We start from the raw sequence: 25,281 nt of genomic DNA on the forward strand, positions 1-25,281 counted from the left end.
TTAGCTTACCTTTCACCTGCGGTTATTTAGAGGATTGCGGATATGTCAGATTCAACGCCCATGGTACAGACACCGTGCGCCGGATCTCCGCTGTTGTTGCCGCACTCTGAACGCATTGCGTTAACCCCATCCCTGTTTTTCCGATTATCCCTTACCACCATGCGGTGAGGCGTGCTGACGCCCACTGTTAGGCATGACTAAAAATAGAGCCGTTCGGTCTCTGATTTTACTGATGTCTATCGGACGGTGCTGGTCCCAGATGATGCGTATTTCCCTGTGCTGTTGGCGCGGGTCATACATTTGTCGCGGTTAGCTGGCATGCTGTTTGTCGTTTTGGGCAGTAGTTGATGGGGTACGTTACGCTTAACACGTAGCGTTATCTCTGCGCGGTGTCTTTCGGGCACGTACACTCATTCTTGACCGTTTGGGTTTGGGTACATGAAACAGTTAAAAATTGCGGCTAATGCGGCGGTTGCCTCCCGTCTAATCACCTTGCGTCCGATTGTGGCGCTCAGTCAGACCGATTTTACCGATATCGCGGCCGTCGTGGTGTCGGTTGAGGAAGCGCGCAGCGGCATCCTGTCGGTGATGCATCACTCCGGTTTCGGTATTCCGGCATTCGTGGTGCGTGAGCCGTGGCACACCGGTGAAGAACAGCTGCCACCGGGCAGCGAGTGGCTGAGTCTGGATAAAGCCGGGGAACACGCGCTGCAACTGGAAAAAGTGGCTGCGGAGTATCAGGCTCGTTTGTTGCCACCGTTTTTCGATACGCTGTCTAAATATGTTGGCATGCGTAATACCACATTTGCCTGCCCAGGACATCAGGGCGGGTCATTTTTCCGCAAGCATCCGGCAGGCCGTCAGTTTTTCGAATTTTATGGCGAAAACATGTTTCGCTCCGACATCTGCAACGCCGATGTGAAATTGGGCGACTTGTTGATCCATGAAGGTGCCGCTAAAAAAGCGCAGAAATTTGCCGCCACCGTATTCAATGCCGATAAAACCTACTTTGTGCTGAACGGGACGTCGGCGGCGAATAAAGTGGTGACCAACGCGTTGCTGACACGCGGCGATCTGGTGCTGTTTGATCGTAATAACCACAAATCCAACCATCATGGTGCGCTGATTCAGGCGGGGGCGACGCCAATTTATCTGGAAACGGCCCGTAACCCCTTTGGTTTTATCGGTGGGGTGGACGCGCATTGTTTTGATGAAGGCTATCTGCGCGAGCTTATTCGCGAAGCCGCCCCGGACCGTGCTGATGAAGCCAGGCCGTTCCGACTGGCCGTCATTCAATTGGGCACTTACGACGGCACTATCTATAACGCCCGCCAGGTGGTGGATAGCATCGGTCACCTGTGTGACTACATTTTGTTTGACTCTGCCTGGGTGGGATATGAGCAGTTCATCCCGATGATGGAGCAGTGCTCGCCACTGTTGCTGGATTTAAACGAGAACGACCCAGGGATTTTTGTCACCCAGTCGGTGCATAAACAGCAGGCGGGTTTCTCACAAACGTCGCAAATCCACAAGAAAGATAACCATATTCGTGGGCAAAAACGCTTTTGTCCGCATAAGCGCCTGAATAACGCCTTCATGCTGCATGCCTCCACCAGCCCGTTTTACCCGCTGTTTGCGGCGTTGGATGTGAACGCCAAAATGCACGAAGGGCCGAGCGGTCGTCGGCTGTGGATGGAATGCGTCAGGCTGGGGATTGAAGCGCGTAAACAACTGCTGGAGAACTGTTCGCTTATCAAACCGTTTGTGCCGCCGATGGTGGGTGGGAAACGCTGGCAGGATCACGACACCGATGTGATGGCTCAAGACGTGCGTTTCTTTAACTTCGAGCCGGGCGACAACTGGCATGCTTTTGAAGGCTACGCGCAACAACAGTATTTTGTTGACCCGTGCAAGCTGTTGCTGACTACGCCGGGGATTGACGCGGCAACCGGCGCGTATACCCCATTTGGTATTCCGGCGACGATTCTCGCCAACTACCTGCGTGAGCACGGCATCATTCCCGAGAAATGCGATCTGAACTCGATTTTGTTCTTGCTGACACCAGCAGAAGACAGCGTGAAGATGGAGCGTCTGGTGGCGGCGTTGGTGCAGTTTGAGCAACTGATCGAACAGGATGCGCCGTTAAGCGAAGTCTTGCCGAGCCTGTATCACAAATATGAACAGCGTTATACCGGTTATACGTTGCGGCAGTTGTGTCAGGAAATGCATGATTTTTACGCCAGCCATGACGTGAAACGGCTGCAAAAAGAGATGTTCCGTAAAGCCTCTTTCCCGCAGGCGGTGGTATTACCACAGGACGCGCACACTGCGTATATCCGTGGCGAGGTGGATTTAGTGCCGCTGGCTGAGGCGGAGGGGCGAATCGCTGCTGAAGGTGCATTGCCTTACCCACCGGGCGTGTTGTGCGTGGTGCCGGGGGAAGTGTGGCGTGGTGCGGTACTGCATTATTTCCAGGCTCTCGAAGCTGGTATTAACCTGATGCCAGGCTTTGCGCCGGAACTACAAGGCGTTTACAGTGTGGCGCAGGAAGACGGTAGCAAACGTCTGTGCGCGAATGTGATTGCCCGCTAACTGGCTGGCTCCATCCTTACCACGTGTTCCATCCTGCTAAATAAAAAACCGGGGAATCCCCGGTTTTTTTAATCGAGCTTCAGTTACTTACCCTGCTGTTTTCTCATGCTCTGCTTTCAGGCGGTTGGCGTCCTCTTTTTGTTTGCGCAGCCCATACCAGCCCGCGATAAGCAGGACGGCCAGCACCGGAATCGTAGCGATAGTCCAGGTGCCGTTAGGATAATCCAGCGCCATCAGTACCAGCACGCTGAGCAAGAAAGCCAGTGTCAGCCAGGAGGAAAACGGTGCCAGCGGCATACGGAAAGAGACCGGTTTGGCTTTGCCCTGATGAATGGCCTGACGCAGCTTCATCTGACAAATAATGATGAATGCCCAGGAACTGATAATGCCGAGCGAAGCCACGTTCAGTACGATTTCAAATACCTGCGACGGCACAATATAGTTCAGGAATACCCCAATCACATGGATACAGACGGTAACCAGAATCCCGGCATAAGGCACTGACTGCGCGTTCATATTGCCAAGGAATTTCGGTGCTGAACCGCCCTGAGACAATGAACGCAGGATGCGGCCGGTAGAATACAGCCCGGAGTTAAGGCTGGAGAGTGCCGCCGAGAGCACCACGATATTCATGATAGTGCCGATGTAAGGGACACCCAGTTTGCTAAAGAAGGTAACAAACGGGCTTTGTCCGGCCTGATAGGCGTTCCACGGCAGCAGGCAGACCAGTAGGATGACGGAGCCGACGTAAAACAGGCCGATACGCCAGATAACACTGTTGACCGCTTTGGGCAGTGTCTTTTCCGGGTCTTTACACTCGCCAGCGGCGGTACCGATAAGCTCTACCCCGGCGAACGCAAAGATAACCCCTTGTATCAGCACCAATGCGGGTAACAGACCGTGCGGAAACAGACCGCCGTTATCGGTTATCAGGTGTAACCCCGGAATGTTGCCATCCAGCGTTTTACCGGAGCCGAGAAAAATTGTGCCCACGATCAGGAACAGGGAAATCGCGGCGACTTTGATCAGCGCGAACCAGAATTCCATCTCGGCGAACCACTTCACGCCAATCATGTTCATGGTAGTGACGATAGCCAGTGCCCCGAGCGCAAACATCCATTGGGGAACATCGGCAAAAGTACCCCAATAGTGCATGTAAAGCGCGACAGCGGTGATATCGACGATGCCGGTCATCGCCCAGTTGAGGAAGTACATCCAGCCGGCGACATAAGAGGCTTTTTCACCCAAAAACTCGCGGGCATAGGAAACAAAACTTCCGCTGGAAGGACGGTGAACGATCAATTCGCCCAGTGCTCGCAGAATGAAAAACGAGAAAATACCGCACGTCAGGTACACCAACGCCAGTGCCGGGCCAGCCATCTGCAATCGCGCGCCCGCGCCGAGAAATAAGCCGGTACCAATCGAACCACCGATAGCGATCATCTGCACCTGACGGTTACCCATGCTTTTGTGGTAACCCGCTTCGTGTGACTCGAGCCAACGCCGTTTGGCGTGGTGCTCGGCCTCATTGTTATGTTGATTCATTGCCCGTTTGATTCCTTGTCTGTCATTCAGGAGCATGAAGTTAGCTGTTGTGTCACAGCCTGGTTCATCGTGTGGCTTGCTTTTCATCATACGAATAGCGTTTTTGCTTCTGCGGTGCAGGGGAGCTAAAAACGCCAGCGATGCTACCGTTTCCTGACCGGAGAGGCAAAAACTCTCTGCGTTGATTCCTTCACTTTGTTTTGCTTGTATGCTTCATTTTTCTCCTTTAGTAAGTGATTAATTGGATAAATGCTATTTTCTTAGTCGTTAAGTCTATTGATTGGCTTTTTAGATAGTGTTTGCTTATGACTGTAACCAATCGTTTGCAATGGTCATTTGTTAATCATTGCTAATGAGGTGATGCAGAAATGGCGCTGGAGGCGACAAAAAATAGAGGGGGTTTGGAAGCAAGCGGTGTCCTGAACAGACACCGCTGGTTGCTGCGAGATATCAGCGGCTATAACCGCGATAGTTTTTCTGCGCCGAGTTAACCTTGTACAAATAATGGCGTGATTCAGCAGACGGATGGCGTGTCGTCAGGGTCTGGTAGACCTGGCTGGGCGACATGGTATTGATAATGCCAAACGCCGTGTCTTTATCGCTGGAGAAGACCCGTAATACGCTGCCCGCGCCGCCGTTATAGGCGGTGATCATGGCGTAGCGTTGTGACGTCGGATCCTGAATACCAGACAGGTAGACGTTTTTCAGCATCGCCAGATAGGCCGTACCGGTATCAATGTTGTTCTCCGGGTCAAACAGGTAGCTGCGGCTTGGCTGGCCCCATTTCCCTCTCATTTTGAATACATCGCGTCCGGCACTGTGTTGTACCACCTGCATCAGCCCCAACGCGTCAGAGCGGCTAACCGCATACGGGTTGAAACTGGATTCGGTTTGCATAATAGCGAGAATCAACGAGGCGTCGATGCCATAGCGTTCGGAAGCCTGACGCACCATCGGCAAATATTTGTGCGCACGTTTATCCAGGTGGTTCGGCACCAGTTGAATGGTGACCGACCAGATGACCTTCATACCGGATGTACGGCGTTGCAACTTGTTCTGCAGCAGATAATCAGCAAAATTGCCCGCGCGGCCTTCCCAGCGAATCGGCTGGCCGGTGTTGTCCAGCACCTGACCGTACAGCAGGGGTTCACGGCTTATCTGGATATCGTTGGCATCGGAATAAAGGTCGGTATTGCTGGCGTTATCCCCCATTAATAGGGTAGTGATAATCGCCTGACGCAGACTGGCCAGATAGTTGGTTGAAGAAATGGTTTCGATGGTGATGGTACCGGCGTCGAAGTTGACGTGACTACGCGTCATATATTGATCAGAGTATTTGACGTAGTCTTTGGGGCCGGCGATCAGAACCTCGTTCAATCCCCAGATGTTTTCGATGTTATTGGCGAATTGCCCCATCAAAATGTCGAAGGCGTTGGTGTCTTTAATAAACGCCTCGTTGTTCTCACCTCCTTTCTTGCTGGAGCAGGAGATCAACAACGGGGCGACAAGCAGCAAAGCAAGCAGTTTCTTCATTGTATCTAGCCGTACGGGATCAGGAATGCATCAGGGCCTGTCGGCCCTTGTCATTTAGTGTTGCGGCGGGGTGTAACCGTCGATATGCACGTCCTTGCCTTCAAACAGGAACTGCACCATCTCTTGTTCCAGCAGCTTGCGGTGCTCCACATTCATCATGTTGAGTTTTTTCTCGTTGATAAGCATGGTCTGCTTGGTTTGCCACTGTGCCCAGGCTTCTTTCGAAATGTTGTTATAAATGCGTTTACCCAGTTCACCGGGGTAAAGCTGGAAGTCGAGCCCTTCGGCGTCACGTTGTAAAAAAGTACAAAAAATGGTTCTGCTCATGCTTATTCCTCATCATGTGCACAGGCGTCAGCGAAGACCGATTGTGGCTGAGCCAACTGGCGTAACAACCGTTCTACCGGGGCGGCAAGCCCTACGGACGGCGGGTGCGCTAAGTTATACCAAAGACCGGCACCTTCATCCATGCAGGAACCTGTGTCGGAGACCTCCAGCCACATCGGTACAATATCCAGGTGGAAATGGCTGAAGGTATGACGAAAGGCAATGCCCTGACGCAGCCCTTGTTGGGGGATGCCGCGCTGACTGAGCCATTGCACCAATTCATCTTTCGTGGTGAATTGCGGAAAACAGTACAGGCCGCCCCACAGGCCGACCGGCGGACGTTGCTCCAGCCAAACAGTCTGTGCCTGTTGCATCAGCAAGAACCAGGCGGTCCTTTCCGGTAATGTCTGCTTGGGTTTTTTGCCAGGATATTCTGCCCAGTTATGGTTAGCGTAAGCGACACAACCGTTACTGAGCGGGCAGAGTTCGCATTTGGGGCGGCTGCGGGTGCAGACCATGGCCCCCAAATCCATCATCGCCTGATTAAATTTTTCGACACCAAGCGCCGGGGTGACAGTTTCGCTCAACGTCCACAGCTGCTTCTCGACCTCTTTTTTCCCCGGCCAGCCAGCGACGGCGTAGCAACGTGCTAATACCCGTTTGACATTGCCATCCAGAATCGGATAGTGCTGACCGAGCGACAGCGAGAGAATAGCACCCGCTGTGGAACGGCCCACGCCGGGCAGGTCGACGATGTCATCGAATCGGGTAGGGAAGTCGCCGCCGTGGCGTTCGACGATCGTTTGTGCAGCTTTGTGCAGGTTGCGGGCGCGGGCATAGTAGCCAAGCCCGGTCCACAGGTGCAGTACATCATCTAATGGCGCCGCAGCCAGTTCTCGCACTGTAGGAAAGCGCGCCATAAACCGTTCGAAATAGGGAATGACGGTGGTGACCTGGGTCTGCTGTAGCATCACTTCTGACAGCCAGACTTTATACGGGGTTTTTTCGAGCTGCCAGGGTAAGGTTTTACGTCCGTAGCGCTCGTACCACTCCAGCACCTGTTGCGCGAACTGTTGCGCTTGCATCATAGAGGCGTCGTTATCCGGCAGGTAAAAATTTGACAGCGATTGCAGCACAGAGTGAATGTACTGTAAACCGGAACTTTCCGCCTCCGCCTACTTGCTAAACAACCGTATCCTTGGATAATGCGCGTTTTCCCAACCCAATCAGACTTACAGAACGCATTATGATCAATAACGTCATCTCTCCGGAATTCGATGAAAACGGGCGTCCACTGCGCAGAATCCGCAGTTTTGTGCGCCGCCAGGGCCGCCTGACCAAAGGACAGCAACAGGCGCTGGATGATTTTTGGCCGGTGATGGGCGTGGAATATCAGAATGAGCCGCTGGATTTCACCCAGTTATTTGGGCGTGAGGCACCAGTGGTGTTGGAGATTGGTTTTGGGATGGGGGCATCGCTGGTGACGATGGCGCAGCAGCACCCGGAACAGAATTTTATCGGTATCGAAGTGCATGTCCCCGGTGTGGGCGCTTGTCTGGGGGCCGCTCAGGAAGCGGGCGTCGACAACCTGCGGGTGATGTGCCACGACGCGGTAGAAGTGCTGGAGCGAATGATTCCCGACGGTTCGCTTGCCATGGTGCAACTGTTTTTCCCTGACCCGTGGCACAAAGCGCGCCATAACAAACGTCGCATTGTACAAGCACCGTTCGCTGAGCTGGTGCTGCGGAAATTGGCGATTGGCGGGGTGTTCCATATGGCGACTGACTGGGAACCTTATGCGCAACATATGCTCGAAGTGATGAGTACGGTCGCAGGTTACCGCAATCTGTCTGACCATAATGATTATGTACCGCGTCCGGCTTCACGGCCGTTGACTAAATTTGAGGCCCGCGGCCAACGGCTGGGGCATGGCGTCTGGGATCTGATGTTTGAGAGGAATCAATAATGGCTAAGAATCGGAGTCGTCGTTTACGCAAGAAACTGCATATCGATGAGTTTCAGGAGTTTGGTTTTTCGGTTAGCTGGCGTTTTGCGCAAGGAACCAGTGTGGGAGATATTGATCGCACGCTGGATCTGTTTGTTGATGAGGTGATCGAGCCAAACGGCCTGGCGTTTGAAGGCAGCGGCTATCTGCAGTGGGAAGGTCTGGTGTGCCTGCAAAAACTGGGTAACTGCACCGATGAACAGCGTGAACTGGTGCGTAACTGGCTGGAGTCACATCAGTTGACGGAAGTAACGGTCAGCGATTTGTTCGACATTTGGTGGGATCTGCCCGCTCACCTCGGTTAAATCGCGCGTTTTTTGTCACCAATGCCGTCATCATCGGTGAAGTACGCCGGTGATGACTGTGGTGAAGCCTTTGCCGCCGGGTGTTGCGGCTGGTGTTTGACGCCGTTTTTTCAGGAGTTTTTATGTTGCGTAAAATGACCTTGGGAGCATTGATGCTACTGGCCTGGCAAGCACAGGCAGCCTATCAATGCCATGTTCAACCACAAGACGACATCATTATCAGCCCACAGAGTGTGAGCGTGGTCGGTGCCAGCGGTAATCTGCAAATTTCACCGCAAGGGGATGTATTGAGCAACGGCAATGCGCTGAACCTCAATAGTGCACAGCGTCAGCAGGCTCAGTCGTATCAGGCTGAATTGCGCCAGCAACTGCCGTGGATTGACGAAGGGGCACGCCAACACCTGGAGAAAGCGCGTCAGGCATTAGACAAGGTGATTGTGCAACAGCTCGGCAGCGACAGTAATGTGCGTAACCGGCTGGGGTCATTGGATGAGCAGCTAAAACAGCAGATGAACCGGATTATCGAGCATCGCAGCGATGGTCTGGCTTTCCATCATCAGGCGATTAAGCAAGTTGAGCAGGACGGACAGCAGATTGTCGAGCGGACAATGGGTGGTGTCTTGCAAGATAGCCTCAATGAAATGGGCGTCAAACAACTGGGCAGCAGCGGCGGTAATCCGTTGCAGGCGATGATGGGTAATCTGGGGGGGCTGCAACAAGCCATTCAAACTGAGTGGAAAACGCAGGAATCAGATTTTCAGCGTTTTGGTCACGATGTTTGCAATCGGGTGACGGCACTGGAAAATCAACGTCAGACGTTATTGAAGTCAATTAAATAACCTTTTTTCATAGGGGTGAAAGCTCGTCATTCAGCGTCACCCCCATATTAACGGTGACCACTCAGGTGGTCACCGAGCTTGATAATAAAACGGCTCATCGCCAGGTTACAGAGTCTCTTCACATTTATATTCCACATGGTTCTGCTGTTGGCGTAGGTATATCAAAATAGGCCAATCACACATTCTGATTACCACCTCTTAAAACTCAATGTGAAAATGTAGCTACAAATGATATATCTTCATATGCATTTCATTGCTATCAGTTGAGTGATCGCGCTAGCGATCACTTTTAATAGAAGAATTTCCGTAAAGAACTGGAGATCCCTATTAATTCTTCCCCACTTTATCTAATCCTAAATAGCCTAATTTTTCAGCTAATTCTAGTCGGCTATAGCGCCAGCCAGTTAATGACTCGATATATTGCTTCTTAGCATCAGATAAAGCAGTTTGCGTATTAAGTAACTCCAGAATACTGCCTACTCCGTTTTCATAACGATGCTCTGCTGCATCATAAGATCGTCTTGCAGTAAAAAGGAGATCTTGGGTTACAGGCAGGTTATTGGTCGCCACTGTCAGTGACTGATAACTTTTCCAGACATCAACTTCGACGTTATTCCGCACATCATCCAAGGACTGTTGTTTCTCCTCGATGTGCGCAATACCTTCTCTGATTTTATATTCCCGGGTAAATCCTTCAAATAAAGGTACTGATACCTGAACACCCACATAATTATCAGTATGCTTGGTCTTCAAATAAGGCTGCCCCAATCCTTCGTTCACGCGCTGATTGTCATGACTGGATTTTACGATAAGACTTAAACTAGGCATTCCTTCTGCCTTAGTCTGATTTACATCTGCCTCTGCTGCTTTAAGCTGGGCCTGCGCAGCTAGAATGCCTGGATGGGTGCGTATTGCTTCATCAATCAAAGCCGATACTGATTTCTGAAAGTCATTATCAGGTTTAACTCCTTCATCAACGGCAGGTAATAAAATGGGCATGTCTGGCCTCAAGGCCAGATCTCCAGCAAGGATACCTATATCGGATTGCCAGTTTCCTTCAGACTTTGTGCGATTTGTTCTGGCTTGTAAGTAGGCCGTTCTTGCCTGTAATTCATCTCCCTTTGATGCAGCACCATGCTCTTCTTTGCTAATTACAACATCAAGGCTCTTCTGGGCAATTCGTTCTGTTTCTACTGCAGCAGCAAGCTCTCCTGCTGCAGCCTGTGCGTTGTAATAATCTTTCGCTGTCGTAATAAAAACTGTCTGAAGTGTTTGCATGTGATTGGTTTGTGCAGCAATAAGCAACGCTCTGGCTTTATCAAGGGCTGCCGAGCGGCCGCCAAAATCATACAAAACCCAGTTCAACGATACACTACCAGAGTAACTAGGAGACGAATTACTAGAATTAAACGCTGAATGACCTGGAATCACTGTTTTTGAATCTTCTTTAATCTGTTGACCACTCAAAGAAAGCGTCGGTAAATAAGCACCTTTGGCCGTACCTAGAGCAGCGGCCTGCGCTTTTATTTGTGCCCAAGCTTCTCCAGTCTTTGGGTTATTACATAAAGAGCGCTCAACCGCATCAGTTAATAGTAATGGTTCTTTCACCGGTCCGAACTGGCAGGTCGGATTATTTACTAATGGAACTGCTGCTGTAGGGGGAATGTCTGTATCTGTACCAAAGATATCTGCAGCAATGACTTGTGATGGATGGGCAATACTAAATATAACGCCCATCACTGTACCTAAGTAATGTCGTAAAATAATGGTCATTATCTTTCCCTTAAACTTTCCTGAGTCATCCGGATTAATGGGTCAAAAAAGTATTCCCATACACGTCTTTTCCCTGTTTTTATCTCGGCAGTGATTGCCATTCCTGGTGTCAGATTTATCCACCGTTCTCCTACGTGAATACGGTTTGTGTTGATATGGATGCGAGCGGTGAAATTCAGCTCATGTGTTCGATCCTGTACTGCGTCATTTGAAACTGACCTGACCGTTCCGGTGACATAGCCATAGTAGGTATAAGGGAAGGCTTCTATTTTGATCACCACCTCTTGGCCTGTTCTTACAAATCCAATATCTTTATTCGCAATATGTACTTCAACCTCCATTGCATCATCCGGTACGATCTCCATCACCCTCTGTGCGCTGGTCACGACACCGCCGATAGTATGGACCTCCAGTTGCTGGACAGTACCTGCAACTGGCGAGGTGAGAACTAACAAACGCTGACGAGTTTTTGCTTTTATTTCATCCTCATAGCTTTGTTTAAATTGCTGTTCTGCTTTATCAAGCGCATCAAGCTGCTCTCTTCTGAACTGCGAACCTATAGATGATTTATCCGCTTTTTGTGCGACAATCGCTGCCTTCAGTTCATCAGCATGGCTCAATTTGGCGGCGAGATCATGCTCTTGCTCTAACGCGATCTGTTCTTTGGCAAGATAATCGTTTTTAGCGACGTAATTATCTTTGACCAGTGCTTTATAATTACTGGCTTGCTCGCGTGCCAATGGTGCAGTCGCACGCAGCCGATCAATATCATGAAGTGTACTTGCGAGTTCTGCCTGATGCTGAGCAAGTTCAGCATCAGAATGGGATATTTTATCCTGATACTCATGAAAAATCCCTTCAGCAAAACGCGTTGCATTATGCAAGTCATCAGGACCTAGTCCGTCAACTGACGAGATAACCGGTTGGCGATTCTCTGTTTGTGCATCAAGTAATGCCCGCGCCCGTGCTGCTGCTAACGCAGCCTCAAGCCTTGAGGTCTGAGCTTTAGCAACATCAGCCTGAGCCTGGGTTGGGTCTAACTCCATTAATATGGCCCCGGCCGTCACCCACTGTCCATCTTCCACAGCAATACGACTCACAACACCGGTAATTGCTGGTTGGATCTCCTTGACTCGCGCATCCGGCACCAGCTTGCCTTTGGCAACAACCACAATATCAAGTTTTCCCAACAGCCCTATCAACATGACTGCGACAGCGAGCGCAACAATAACCCGCATCGCCCAACGAGGGGCTGGGTGAACAGGCGTTTCTGCTAACTCAATACTTGCAGGTAAAAAAGCAAGCTCATGTTCTTGACGGGGAACACTGTTCAATCGTTTACGAATAGACCAGGAAGCAACAAGAACATCCCAATATCTACGTACCAGATCAAAAAAAGCGACTAATTTCAGCATGATTATTTCTCGTCGCTACGATTGTTGAAGAGAAACCAAATGGGAATACAACCCTTTTTTATCGAGCAACTCGTTATGGTCTCCTTGCTCGGAAACCACTCCGTTTTCCATGACAAAAATGGTGTTTGCATGTCTTACTGCTGTAAGGCGGTGGGCAATGATAATCACCGTCCGCCCTCGACAAATTGCCGCCATATTTTGTTGAATGACACGCTCGGTTTCAAAATCAAGGGCGCTGGTTGCCTCGTCGAAGATCAAAATACGGGGATTGGTAATCAGTGCTCGTGCGATAGCGATACGCTGGCGTTGACCACCGGAAAGACCTCCACCGTGTTCTCCCACTCGCGTGTCATACCCTTCTGGCATTTCGCTAATAAATTCGTGCGCTCCTGCCAGTTTTGCCACGTGAATTACGGCATCAAGTGAAATGCTGGGATCCGAAAGTGCAATGTTCTCTCGAATCGAGCGTCCAAAAAGGATGTTTTCCTGTAGCACAATCCCAATTTGGCGACGCAACCACGCCGGATCAGCCAGCGCGATATCAATCCCATCAACCCATATGCGGCCCGCTTCGGGTAAATAAAGACGTTGAATCAACTTAGTCAGTGTGCTTTTTCCTGAGCCAGAACGACCCACAACACCGATAATCTTGCCGGGTTGAATATCAAGAGAGACGCCATTAAGCACCAGAGGAGCTTCTGGCCTGTATCTGAAACGAACATTATCAAAACGTATTGCCCCGTTGATGCCCGGCTGAGACTGACGACTATGCTGAATTTCAGTACGGGTGTTCAGAATATCTCCCAGACGCTGCATGGAAATACCGACCTGCTGAAAATCCTGCCATAATTGTGCGAGACGCAAAACAGGAGCAGCAACACGCTGTGACATCATATTAAAAGCGATTAATTCCCCCACAGAGAGACTGCCACTAATAACCAGTTTCGCGCCAAAAAAGAGTGTCAGTATAGTGACAAGCTTGCCAACCAGTTGAACCAACTGTTGCCCAATATTACTGATGTTATTAACACGAAATGAAGCTGCCACATAAGCTGCCAGTTGATTGTCCCATTGGCGCGTAAAGAGAGGCTCAACTGCTGACGTTTTGACTGTTTCTATCGCGGAAATTGTTTCAACCAGGAACGACTGATTATCGGCACCACGTGCGAATTTCTCATTTAGCCGACGGCGTAAACCCGGAACAATGATTGTGGTAATAACAGTGTAAACGGGGAGTGAAACCAGCACGATCAGCGTCAGTTTAATGCTGTAAAGACACATGACAGCGATAAACAAAATGGAGAAAATGCCATCTATTACAGCAGTAAGCGCCTGACCGGTGAGGAAGTTACGAATATTCTCTAGCTCTTTCACCCGGGCAACGGTATCTCCCACCCTGCGGGCAGCAAAATACCCAATAGGTAAAGCGAGAATATGTCGAAACATACGTGCCCCTAACTCCACATCCATACGATTGGTAGTATGTGAAAAGACATAATTACGCAGCCCAGTCAGTAATACTTCAGCAACCGCACTGACGAATAATGCAATACAAACCACACTTAGCGTGGAAAATGCGCGGTTGACCAATACCTTGTCCATGACTACTTGAAACATAAGCGGCGAGACCAGGCCAAAAAGCTGTATCAGTGCTGAAACAAAAAATACCTCCAGCAATATTTTCCGATATTTGACAATAGCGGGAATGAACCAGGTGAAATCGAATTTTGCTAAATCACCAGTTAAAGACGCGCGGGATGCAAACAGTATCAGGCGGCCGTCGCAACGCTCAAACAGAATCGAAATATCGATCATGGTTGGTTTACTTGCACCTGACTCCAGAACTAATACCCGCTCACCATCACAGGCCGTGACAATAAAATGTTGCCCTTGCTTATCTAGAGCCAGCGCAGGAAAAGGCGTAGTGACTACCCGCTTTTTTTGTACCTTGACCATCCTGGCTTTTAGGCCAAGCGAGCGTCCGGCTAAGATAATATCCCGATCCGACAAACGGGCAGAGCCTATTCCCGCTGTATGTTTTATCTGTCGGGCATCGGCAGCAAGTTTGTGATACCTGGCAATTAATACCAAAGCGACTATGCCAGCGTCTTCAACATCATTATGGCCTGTTGTCTGATTAGCTTGGGTATCAGTGTTGGATAATTGTGGCGAATTCATTAAGGTCTATGCCTTTTAAGTTGTATCTATCCTGGTAAAGCCATAAATATGGCTAAGTACACTATAAAAATCCGGCCTCAGGCTAAAAATAGCTCGAGGCCGGAAAATCAGATATTAATGCCAGGCTGCATCAAGGACAGGCTTGAGTTGTGTCATTTGCTCCTGACTCAATGAAGTTTGCCCCGCTGCAGGAGGAGTCATGGATGCCATGGTATTAATCAAATTATCTAATTGGGTGGTGACCAACGCGTGCCCATCTCCCGACTGGATAGCGAGCTGGTTTGATGCCCCTTCAAACCAGTTGCTGATATCCACTTTTTGATTTGTGCCAATCACTTCAGCCAGTAGGTCATTACCATTCTGACTAAACCACAACTGGTCGGCACTCACCGTTCCATTGAACAGCAATACATCGTCCTGTGTGGTATTTGTTATGCTAACTGTCAGGTTATCTTTGTTGTTTGCCAGAATAGTATCGAGAGAACCGTTAACAGTAAGGCCTGTGTTACTGCCGGTGACTGCAATGACATCACTATTACCTTGCACGGTAGCTAACAGATTATCCCCCGCTATTGAAATAGCGGTAGCGCCGCTAGTGAGTAGAGTGGCATTGTTACCAAGAACAGTAATGTTATTTCCCTGACCGGTGGTAGAAATGAGCTCATTATCTCCCTCGACCTGAATAAGGCTGTTGTTACCGGAAAGCACTAGCGTATCGGCCTTACCCTCCAACGTTATCGTCGCCTGATCACCGGCGTTCGCAACGGCGTCTCCAGAACCACTGGCGGTCACCGTCACCCCATTACCTGTTACCATTACAGCAGCGGTATCCGCACTCAGGGAAACTGTTGTTGCATCATTGGTCTGGATAATATTATTGCTACCGGTCACAGCAAAACTATCTCCTGTACCACTAAGCGTGATGGCATCATTTCCTGACATTGAGACAGTATTTGAATTGCCGTTTAGGGTCAGGGTATTGCCCGTTTCCATAGAGACAGTATTGAAGTCTCCGTTCAGTAAATTGGTGGCAGTGGAAGCGGCTGTGGTGTCACTGCCATACCAGGAATTCACGACATTCAGCGCAGGTTTACCCTGCACACTGAAATCATCCGCAGCAACTTGTGCAGGATTAGCTTCCCAGTTCCATAAATATGCCCCCTCCATCCAACTACCGACGCCATTCCATGCTTCGAAAAATGCTTCTAGCGCTCGGGTTTGCTGTTGGAAATCCACCCAGTGGAAACCACTCCAGTCACCATTTAAGGTATTAGTCGCGTTTACGCTACGATATCCTACTTCGGTGAGGATCACGGGCTTATTGTAGGTTGTCGACAATGCATGATAGAAATCAATGGGAGACATATTGTTGAACAGCGCTGCTGTTGAGCTGTCGCTGGAAACACTATTCCATCCAGCCACCATCTGCGCAACGGTCGGATCGGTAATATTTGTCGGCGCTTCATACGCATTAGCACCGATAACGTCGACCTTATCCCAGAAACTCACGTTACCCGTTTCATTCCATGCTGAAGCATAAGTAAGTGGCCCAGAGTAGACCTGCCGTACAGCTGAGATAATGTCATCCCAGTATCCCTGATAAGCGCTACCACTGAGTGATGATAATTCCGTACCTACACTAAACATGCTGACATGCGTTGCCTGCGCAATGGCTGCGTAATGGAGAATAAAGGTTTTGTAATTTGCGAAAAACTGGTCGATGTTCGAAGGCTCAAGCAGCGCCCGCCAGGTTCCGTCAGTAATATCAATATGCGGTTTGAGTAATACGGATAAACCGTCAGCCTGCGATTGGGTAATCGCCAATTCGAGATTAGCATCTGACTCTGTAGCATCTGTCGGAGCAATGCTGTTACTGGTAACAGAATCCAAATATTGCGTGACGACCAGTTGAACGGAGTTTGCGCCAGTTGCCTGTAACGCTTGCAGCGAATCAGTAGAAGCGGCAGTAGCTAACTGGCCGTCCTTCGCTGATGTGTATCCAAAACCTTTGACCTGGAAATCGGTATTACCCGTGGTATTTCCCGTCTCAACAGCATGAAGAATTAAATTGCCCTGACTCATTTGCACTGTATTGGCAGAGCCTGAAAGTTCAAGTGTGCTGTCAGTATTAGCAACAATCGTATTGCTGTTGCCCGTTAACTGGAAACCAGCACCGGCAGCAAGGGTTGCTTGTCCCCCATTCATCAGGCCATATTGACCATTACCGTCAACCGTCAGTTGCCCGCCATTTCCGCTAAACCCTGCTCCATTAGAATCACCGGTAAGAATGAGAGTGTCACTTGCCTGAGCATTAACCCAGTTATCGCCGCCATCCACTTCAATAGTCGCGGCATTCCCTGCTGTAACAATATTCCCATGCCCCTGTAATACGGCCTGAGCACCTGTATTGATTGTGACAGAACCGCTTTCCATAGCTAGTTTTTGTCCGGTACCTTGAACAGTTATTTCTCCGCCAGTACCGTTTACCGTAACAGTATTACCCGTTCCCTGATCTTCGATAATATTGCCGTTACCATTAGCAGTCATGCTATTCGATGAGCCTTGGATTTTGACGGTGTTCCAATTACCCTGCAAAGAGGCTGTGCTACCTGTGCCGGAAAAGGATAGTGCGTATCCGCTGCCATTAATCGACACTGTATCCAAATTGCCCAAATTCATCGTATTACCACCGCCATTTAGCCAGGCTTGGCTATTATCAGCGAGAGTAATTGTATTACCGCTGGTATGCAGATCATTTTGTACACCATCAAGTAAGATTTTATCTTTGGAACCATTGGCATAGATGACATTTTGCTGGCCATGAATACTAAGATTATTGCCATCACCATTGGCGTTGACGGTATCATTATTTCCTGAGACCACAATATAAGCATCGTTGCCGTTAGTAGTTAGGGTGTCATCGTTACCTTTTACCGTCGAAAATTCACGATCACCGTTGGTCATGACGGTGGAGCTTTGACCAATCAGGTCTACCACGAAATCCCCCCCTTTAATGGTGACCAGATTGCGGTTACCGATCGTGACTTTATTATCGATACCAGAAATCACGGCCTGCGTATCGTCAGAAATCGCCACGCTACCTTCGCCTATAGTCAGGGTGCTATTTTCACCCTGCAGCAGCACAATATCTCCTGGGCCATTGGCAATAATATCGTCCGCTTCACCCTGCATCTGAATCCAGGCATTGGGTCCATTTGCTGTCACCATATTGTTATCACCCACAACGGTGACCACCGCCTGTGCACCATTAAGCGTGACGTTGTTATCCGCACCCTGCACAATTGCTGCTTGCTTATCACCATTTGCTATGACAACGGATGCACTGCCTTCAACCAACAACACCGAAGACCCTCCATTAACAACCAGAGAATCTGCATTACCGACGTGAACAGCGTCACCGGTGCCGTTAACGATAAGCTGGCTAGCATCAGAGAGAACAATTTTGCCATTACCGGTACTCAATACATCGCCCGTTCCTGATATTTCAGCAGTGTTCCCCTGTCCATTGGCGGTAATGGTGTTCCCATTACCAGAAACCAGTAATTTCTCGGTATCGCCATTCATGGTGACGGTGGCGTTATCTGCTTCCAGATAAACGTTAAAATTACCGCCATTGGCAACCAGGGTTTCATTATTTCCCAGCACAACGTCATCATTGCCGCCATTAATCGTCAGTGAATCCCCGTCAGCGAGAATCGCCGAACCACCAGATAAGGCAATGCTTTCCCCCTGTCCATCCAGATATACCGTATCACCCTGGCCATTAGCGGCCAGCACATTATTATTTCCTTCTACAAAGAAGGTGGCCTTATCACCATTAACAGTTAGATTATTGCTATCCCCAACCATCGTCATGATGGCCATTCCACCATTCATCACAACCGTATCGTTCATTCCTTTAGCAATAGTATTGTTACCATCACCATTAACTACGACCTGTGAGGCATTACCGTTAACCGCTGTCATGAATCCGCTACCGTTCACCTGCAAATTTTCGTTATCGCCGGTACGAATCACACCTTGACTTCCGTTAACTACAAGCTGGCTGCCATTAGCCATAAAGAGACTGGCACCGCCGATGTTTGCGGTATCACCTAAACCATCAATCACGACAACATCATGATTACCGTTCGCCCAGACAGTATTATTGTTTCCAACGACCAGAATATCGTTGTCATTGCCGTTCGCTGTGAGAGACGAGGCATTTCCTTCAATGGCGATGGTGAAATTACCACCATTAATGGTCAGTTGGTCATTACTACCCAGCCCAACAGTATTAGCGATACCGTTAATAACAGATTGACTGTTATTCATTAGTAATAACGTACTACTACTGGCGGTGGCAGTATCGTTAATGCCATTAATAACGACAGTGTTATTACTCCCGTTCGCAGTTGCTGAATTATTCGAGCCCTGGATGTCAATACTATTAACATTACCGTTAGTGGTTAATGTTGAGCCGTTTCCTTCGAAAGCAACAGCAAAATTATTACCATTTATCAAACCTCTATCGTTATTATGCAACGTCACCGCACTGCCAGCGCCGTTAATGGTTACCTGAAAGTTGTCTCTAATCGAAATACCATTCCCCGCCGCGCTGATCGCAATGCGATTCATGATCACTGCGTTATCTTGCAAGGCTACAGACTGAGTCTGGCTGGTTGCTGCTCCTGCCACGCTGCCATCCGGCAGAGAGCCATTATTGATTGTGCCAAAGGCTGAACTATTGAATGTGGATGCAACGATGGCGGCAATTTCCTGCCAAACCGGATTAACCGTGCTGTTCCACTGAGAACCTGTTGCCGGAGTTCCTTGTGCAAAACTGACGTTTTCAATAGGTTCCAGACTGCCGTCAGCAAAAACGACAGTTGCCACCCTGGAAATCTGATTACCGCTGGCGTTGACTGTCATGGCAGTGCTTTGCAGACGGATAGCCTGAATACCAAGCTGCGTCAGCGTGAATGCCTGAGCCTGCGCAGTACCATTGCCGGAGGGGTCTACCAGAACCCTCAACTGGCTGAAGACCTCATCAGTAGCGTCAATCACGCCATCATGATTAGCGTCAAAACTCTCCAACACGGAAAGCGCATCACTGGTGTCGGCTACCATGGACGGGTTAATAATTTGGGTTCCGGTTGCCGTTACCAGCGCCAGTACACCTGTATCTGCACCAATCCAGCCGGACAATATCGACTGACCAGTAATGTTGACCAGAGCATGGGATAAATTGAGCGGTATAAGTTGAATCGCATGACCATCAAGACTCAATACCAGCGGGTCATCACCACCGCCGCCTCCATCCCCGCCTCCATCCCCACCGCCATCGCCGCTACCATCACGTCTGTTACCACCACCGTTACCGCCGTCACCGCCGTCACCGCTGTCGCCGCTGTCACCGCTGTCACCGCCGTCACCGCTGTCGCCGCTGTCGCCATTGCCGCCGTCACCGGAATCACTGTCATCATCGTCGCTACTGCCATCAACGCTAGACGTATTCTCTGTCTCCTGATCTGTTTCCAGGCTGTCGGCGCTGTTGGTCAGTTGTTGCTCCAGATCATGCCCAAATGTCGCAGGGATATCTGAGGTCAGCGAATATTGATCAGTGTTATCCATCCAATTGCTTAATGTCAGGCTTTCATTTTGTAAGGAGCTAACAGCAAAAGCATCGAATACGTTTGATTCTACGGGGCCGTTCAGCAAATTAGCTGAAAAGGAGGGCAATGAAACAGAATCGGGTACGGTAAGCGTGGCATTATTGAAAGAAAGTTGTACGCCTGTCGCATTCCAAATGGCTCCACCTGGAATATAGGCGGAGGTTCCCAGACCACCGGGAGCTATATCGATAAGATTGGCAGTCAGGGCACCACCGGCATTCCAGGATGCATAATTATTAGTAAGCGCAGTCCAACTGAGGTTTCCCGCCTGGCTATATAATGTTTCAGTGGATGTACCGTCAGAAAAATTAATGACCGATTTACTTAATGTACCGGTACCATCAGCACCGCTGTAAGTTTCAGTCATTGAAACCAGAGCACCACCGGGTGTTCCATACATTGTATCCTGTGATGTTCCATCCGCATTATTGACCAGCGAATGTGTGAGATTGCCAGTATCATTCGGCCCACTGTAATCATCAACAACCGAAACCCAATTGCCCCCCAATCTGTTGTAGACCGTATCTTGTGAGGTTCCGTCGGGATTATTCACCAATGATTCCGTCAGTGTGCCTTTTGCGCCAAGGCCACTAAACGTATCAGTAACAGAACTGCCATCGTCAGTGCCGCTATAGATAGTCTCACTCGATGTACCATCAACATTATTGGTTAACGTATCTGTTAATCGGCCAGTTTCGTTTGGTCCACTGTAGGTATTCGTAACGGTGCTACCTGCACCCAGAGTATTATATGTTGTGCTTTGTGATGTTCCATCCGCCGCGTTAACCCTCGACTCAGTGAGTTGGTCAGGGTTATTTGGGTCACCATAGATATTGACTCTGGTATTCGTCCCACCAAATATATTTCCAGGAACCCCATTTATACTAATATTACTGCCATCGCCAACGACTACCGTGTTATCACTACCATTGACAGTAAGGTTTGTATTATCACCAGAAGAAATGAAGTTACCTGTACCATTCACAATCAGTGAGCCACCCTGATACATGGCAACAGAAATATTGTTATCACTCACTACCGGAACACCAGCAGGTGTTTGAGATATTGCTGAGGGAGGACCACCAATTAAGTCAATAGTATAAGAGTTAGATAAAGAAGTGACGGTGGTGTTTTCAACGCCCGTAATGCCTTGCAAAAGGGCATTTCCATATGCAAATCCAGCATTTATATTCGCTTCATTTGCTGTGCTAAGAAAGTAAGCACCGTCGGTGTTTATACTTGGAAATATAAAATTACCATCATAAACACCGTCTTCTATCTCTTTACTTCTTTTCATTAATTCATCATATATACCTTTAGTAGCATGATAAAAATTAAGTGTACCACCACCTATCTCCGCTGCATCGATAGGAAGCCCGGAAAGACTAGTAACAACCCCTAAATGGTATGATGCTACATCAACAAAAGCAGGGACAGCAAAACCAGAAGGAATTCCCCATGCAGGATTGCGCTGTAGATCTTGGGTGCCGCCTTGCACAAACGCAGAAGTCATCGCGCCAAAGGCACTTAATAGTGAACTTGTCATAACGTCAGAGGCGACATTTTCAGATGAAAACCCCGACAATGTGCGAATTTGCTCGGCAAATGATTCAGCATCAGATATTGAGTATGATGCAGGGCCAATTAACCAATTATTGGGGTTAGCGTCTTTACCTGAAAGAACTGTACCGTCTGAAAGATAAACTCGGTTCACCTGTGACCCACCGGGTACCGGGTCAACAATTGGATTTCCATTGATATCCTTTATGAAATGAGCAGCTACCAAAGAAGTGTTTCTTTTATCATCAAGACCAGCAACATTGAATGTTGAGGAAGGTGTTAATTCATTCATTATTATTTAAACCTCAAAGAAATTAATAATGTAACTTCATGGGGTGTTATTGATTTCTATTTACAAGATTTCTTTTGTGTCAATGGAGTATATAATGGATCAATGGAATATCGAATCTCATAATAGGATGATCCAAGATTAATAACATTAAAGTTTATTACATCAACATTTTCAGCCATGGCAAAGCTATGAAGCATACTAAAGCTGTTCTGCATAGCAAGTTTTTTAAACGCATCATCCCATTCACACGAGCGTTCAGCGTTTTGCTTCTGTAATTCATTTCCTGAGTCATACATAACATCTCTATCAAAAGTATGCGCCGGCTCATTTGTGCTAAAACAATAGGCTAGAATCTGTTTTTCTGGGTTATGGTATTCTTCTTTAATACACTTTGAAAATAAATCTGGATGACTTTTTTTGTAAAATTCAAAGCTATAGTGGAGAAGGCTACTCTCAAAATCATAGAAGGTTAAAACAACTAATGTATTAATTAAAATAAAAAAGGCAAGCCCTTTTTTTTCAAAAAATAGAATTGTTAGTGAAATGAAGAATAATAAATAACTTATTCTATAAAAAGCATGAGCGTAATCCGATAAGTTTTGATATTTTATCAAATATTGAATGTTGCTTGATGTTATTAACAAAAGTGATGAAAACACAGTTAGTTTTAATCTTGATATTGGAAGTTTTAATTTTTTCATTCTTTAAGTTAATTCCTCTAATGTTTGAGGGTTTTTATTCTAAGATCAGAATGAGCTGGATAATGAAATAATTTTCTTTTTTGGTAAAAAAGAAGATTTTTATTTAAACATAAAAAACATTAATGCATGTTTAAATTATGTATTTAAAATATAATTACATTAAGCTACTAAATGGAAACCTAATGCATATTTAATAATCATATATGAGTGAAAATAGAAATGCCATATGTCAACCCACGTGTTAATTATTTTATATTGTTATTATTTTACTCTTTATTTATTAAAGGGTAACAAAATGAAATTTTTTTCACATGAATGTAATTTAATGAATACTTTGGTTTTTATCAGCAACACGAACATCGCTTTTAGTGATGAAATGAGCTTGTCTACAAATGGGGTGGATGCCCAAAGTAACCGATGCTGCCAAAGAGCAAGTGGCAGAATAGTAAAACTGTCCAGTGAGCCTGCTGTATCCCATGGTTTATCTTGACTGCATTGTGGTGAATTCCGTCACAGTGCCTGTGGCGGTCTCAGCCCGGAACAATTTGAAAACGAAAACCTCGCTTAGGGCTGTGTCCACATTACGTGGGTAGGATCAATCAACCAAAAGGCAAAAGCGGACCCCCTGAAAGCTCATCGGGATGAAATGAGAGACATCCTGTCTCTCACCAGAGGCCAGCCGTTGGCTGGTCAAATTCGTTCCCAACGAATTTGTCATTCACTTGCCGCGTTACAAGGCTCTAACGAGCCTTGCCCTAAAGGGCCAACGCGTGGCGTTGTTCAACACGCGAGCGTGTTGTCCTGCAACTCGAATTATTTTGGGTATATATGTGTAAAACTACTCAGGCCATGACAGCCAAAGCTTTTTCATCTTTTTCTCACGTATTTCTTGATCTTTGATTTCATTAAAGAAAGGCATAGTTATCCCTAAGGGTAACAAGCTCCATATCGTAATAGGGGCGGGGGTGTTAGAAATAACATGAATGGGGTCGCGTATTGCGTTATGGATGCAACCAACGGCAGATTGGTTGGGGAATATAATGGCACTTCCGCTATCATCAGCATAATTGTTATCAAGAAATAATGTTAGATCTCCTCCATGTGTTTTACCCGATAGGATAGTCGCACCCCCTGCAGATGCAGTGCTGATAACCTGAGTAACGCTACTGAGCATCATTACATCGGTATTATCCTTTTCTTTGTTAATACGAAACTCAAGGCTTCGTGATTTTTTATTCATACATAGTGAAACTATCTTCGTTGAAATTAACCGGCAAGAAAAAAGTTCAATCTGTGGTTCCTCACAGGTTGAAGGGTAAGACGTTTCCTTCGTCATATTCCAATTGCCGATTACACTAGGGTTCTCTGCAAATGCTACGTTAATTGAGTACCCTATGATAAAAATCATAGTAATAGCTTTGAGAATTAATAGTGAATGTAACTCATGCCTTGGTGATTTATTCATGATGGTCATTTCATGAAGCCTATAAGTAATAATTTTTAAAGATAGGAGGGGGTAAATTCTTATGTGAAAATATTATTGCTATAAAGATGAAGTGCTATCAGGTAAATCAATGGTGGCAATAGAAAAACACCAGCCCATCTATTAATTCAACATAAAAATCAATAAGCAATCTTGAATTTAATCTTTTTTTGTTATTCTTTGTCTTTTTATTTTATAAAAATGAATATATTGTAATTATAAGTATCTTATTGTAATTGATATAAATGTTTGGATTTATATGACAAGAAAATCATGGCTTTTAGTGATGAAATGGGCTTATCCACCAATAGTGTGTACCCAAAATAATTCGAGTTGCAGGAAGGCGGCAATCGAGCGAATCCCCAAGAGCTTACATAAGTAAGTGACTGGGGTGAGAGAGGCAGCCAACGCACCTGCAACTTGAAGTATGAAGGGTATAGATATCCAAAGTAACCAATGCTGCTAAAGAGCTAGTGGCAGAATAGTGAAATCGTCCGCTGAACCTGCTGTATTCGATGCTCACCGGATCCACTCTTGCCGTGATTTACATTTATTAAACTTCCTCATTTCCTTATTTACGTCATTGTTTCTTGATATTTCTATTTATTTTAATTTTGTTTCTATTCTATTTTATTTCACGAAATTGAAAATGAAATGGCTTGTTTTGTTCATTTTTCTTGTGTAAGAATATTATTAAGAAGTGCAGATTTTCGTTATGGAATGATGTCATTCTGTAAAAACAGGCCCATGGTCACCGGGTTGCAGGTCGATGTGTTAATGGTTGGGAGTTGATACCCAACGTATTTTAAACCCGTCTCTGAAACCTGAAGTGTGATACACGAAGTGTGACGGGTTATGACAAACATAGTGCTGCCTCTGAAGCAATGGAATGTATTAAATGGAATGTATTACCGAATAAGGATGACGGTTGATGATGGCAAGGTATGCACCAATAGGCGGTATTTTCACCACTATGATGATGACGATTGAGCGCTTTTTTGTTCAACGAGATTCATCAATATTCTCTTTTAGTGACGGCTTCTCATCCCTGTCCCCCA

General features: G+C 47.4%; 14 protein-coding genes. 4 read left to right on the forward strand and 10 right to left on the reverse strand.

What is annotated here, in order from left to right; genetic code table 11:
• The first annotated feature begins 438 nt into the window (after nt 1-438).
• Nucleotides 439-2,592: an ornithine decarboxylase gene (locus DZE2538_RS04135; protein WP_038915659.1), complete on the forward strand. Its 2,154-nt coding sequence runs from the start codon at nt 439-441 to the stop codon at nt 2,590-2,592.
• An 87-nt stretch (nt 2,593-2,679) separates the two neighbouring features.
• Here the strand turns inward: DZE2538_RS04135 and ansP are convergent, their stop codons facing one another.
• The 4 genes from ansP to mutY form a co-directional block, all read right to left on the reverse strand.
• On the reverse strand, nt 2,680-4,137 hold the full coding sequence (ansP, locus tag DZE2538_RS04140; RefSeq protein ID WP_038915660.1) for an L-asparagine permease: 1,458 nt from the start codon (nt 4,135-4,137) through the stop codon (nt 2,680-2,682).
• 450 nt (nt 4,138-4,587) lie between these two features.
• Entirely contained in the window at nt 4,588-5,670 is a 1,083-nt protein-coding gene (gene mltC / locus DZE2538_RS04145; RefSeq protein WP_019844355.1) for a membrane-bound lytic murein transglycosylase MltC, read from the reverse strand.
• Nucleotides 5,671-5,724: 54 nt separating this feature from the next.
• The gene (locus tag DZE2538_RS04150; RefSeq protein ID WP_016942159.1) at nt 5,725-5,997 is read right to left on the reverse strand and encodes an oxidative damage protection protein; all 273 of its coding nucleotides are present in this window, start codon (nt 5,995-5,997) and stop codon (nt 5,725-5,727) included.
• Nucleotides 5,998-5,999: 2 nt separating this feature from the next.
• A complete protein-coding gene (gene mutY / locus DZE2538_RS04155) occupies nt 6,000-7,085 on the reverse strand; it encodes an A/G-specific adenine glycosylase (RefSeq protein ID WP_038917103.1) in 1,086 nt (361 codons plus the stop codon).
• Between the two features lie 158 nt (nt 7,086-7,243).
• On the opposite strand from mutY, the gene trmB reads away from it, so the two are divergent.
• The 3 genes from trmB to DZE2538_RS04170 all read left to right on the forward strand — a co-directional run bounded on the left by trmB (nt 7,244) and on the right by DZE2538_RS04170 (nt 9,146).
• Nucleotides 7,244-7,963 carry a tRNA (guanosine(46)-N7)-methyltransferase TrmB gene (gene trmB / locus DZE2538_RS04160; RefSeq protein WP_038915662.1) on the forward strand — a complete coding sequence of 240 codons (720 nt, stop codon included), beginning with the start codon at nt 7,244-7,246 and terminating at the stop codon, nt 7,961-7,963.
• Nucleotides 7,963-8,307: a YggL family protein gene (locus tag DZE2538_RS04165; protein WP_019844352.1), complete on the forward strand. Its 345-nt coding sequence runs from the start codon at nt 7,963-7,965 to the stop codon at nt 8,305-8,307. The genes trmB and DZE2538_RS04165 overlap by 1 nt, the downstream gene beginning before the upstream one ends.
• Before the next feature lie 122 nt (nt 8,308-8,429).
• On the forward strand, nt 8,430-9,146 hold the full coding sequence (locus tag DZE2538_RS04170; protein WP_038915663.1) for a YggN family protein: 717 nt from the start codon (nt 8,430-8,432) through the stop codon (nt 9,144-9,146).
• 327 nt (nt 9,147-9,473) lie between these two features.
• Here the strand turns inward: DZE2538_RS04170 and DZE2538_RS04175 are convergent, their stop codons facing one another.
• From DZE2538_RS04175 to DZE2538_RS04200, 6 genes are all read right to left on the reverse strand, one after another.
• Nucleotides 9,474-10,919, reverse strand: a complete 1,446-nt coding sequence (locus DZE2538_RS04175) for a TolC family protein (RefSeq protein ID WP_038915664.1) — start codon at nt 10,917-10,919, stop codon at nt 9,474-9,476.
• Nucleotides 10,919-12,334: an HlyD family type I secretion periplasmic adaptor subunit gene (locus tag DZE2538_RS04180; RefSeq protein WP_080638950.1), complete on the reverse strand. Its 1,416-nt coding sequence runs from the start codon at nt 12,332-12,334 to the stop codon at nt 10,919-10,921. The genes DZE2538_RS04175 and DZE2538_RS04180 overlap by 1 nt, the downstream gene beginning before the upstream one ends.
• A 15-nt stretch (nt 12,335-12,349) precedes the next feature.
• Nucleotides 12,350-14,512, reverse strand: a complete 2,163-nt coding sequence (locus DZE2538_RS04185; RefSeq protein ID WP_071603555.1) for a type I secretion system permease/ATPase — start codon at nt 14,510-14,512, stop codon at nt 12,350-12,352.
• A 114-nt stretch (nt 14,513-14,626) separates the two neighbouring features.
• A complete protein-coding gene (locus DZE2538_RS04190) occupies nt 14,627-22,039 on the reverse strand; it encodes a glycoside hydrolase family 113 (protein ID WP_152486118.1) in 7,413 nt (2,470 codons plus the stop codon).
• A gap of 56 nt (nt 22,040-22,095) precedes the next feature.
• A complete protein-coding gene (locus tag DZE2538_RS04195; protein ID WP_038915667.1) occupies nt 22,096-22,740 on the reverse strand; it encodes a hypothetical protein in 645 nt (214 codons plus the stop codon).
• A gap of 838 nt (nt 22,741-23,578) precedes the next feature.
• Nucleotides 23,579-24,205 carry a hypothetical protein gene (locus tag DZE2538_RS04200; RefSeq protein WP_038915668.1) on the reverse strand — a complete coding sequence of 209 codons (627 nt, stop codon included), beginning with the start codon at nt 24,203-24,205 and terminating at the stop codon, nt 23,579-23,581.
• Nucleotides 24,206-25,281 lie beyond the last annotated feature (1,076 nt).

This window comes from Dickeya zeae NCPPB 2538 (assembly GCF_000406165.1).
GTDB classification, from domain to species: domain Bacteria; phylum Pseudomonadota; class Gammaproteobacteria; order Enterobacterales; family Enterobacteriaceae; genus Dickeya; species Dickeya zeae.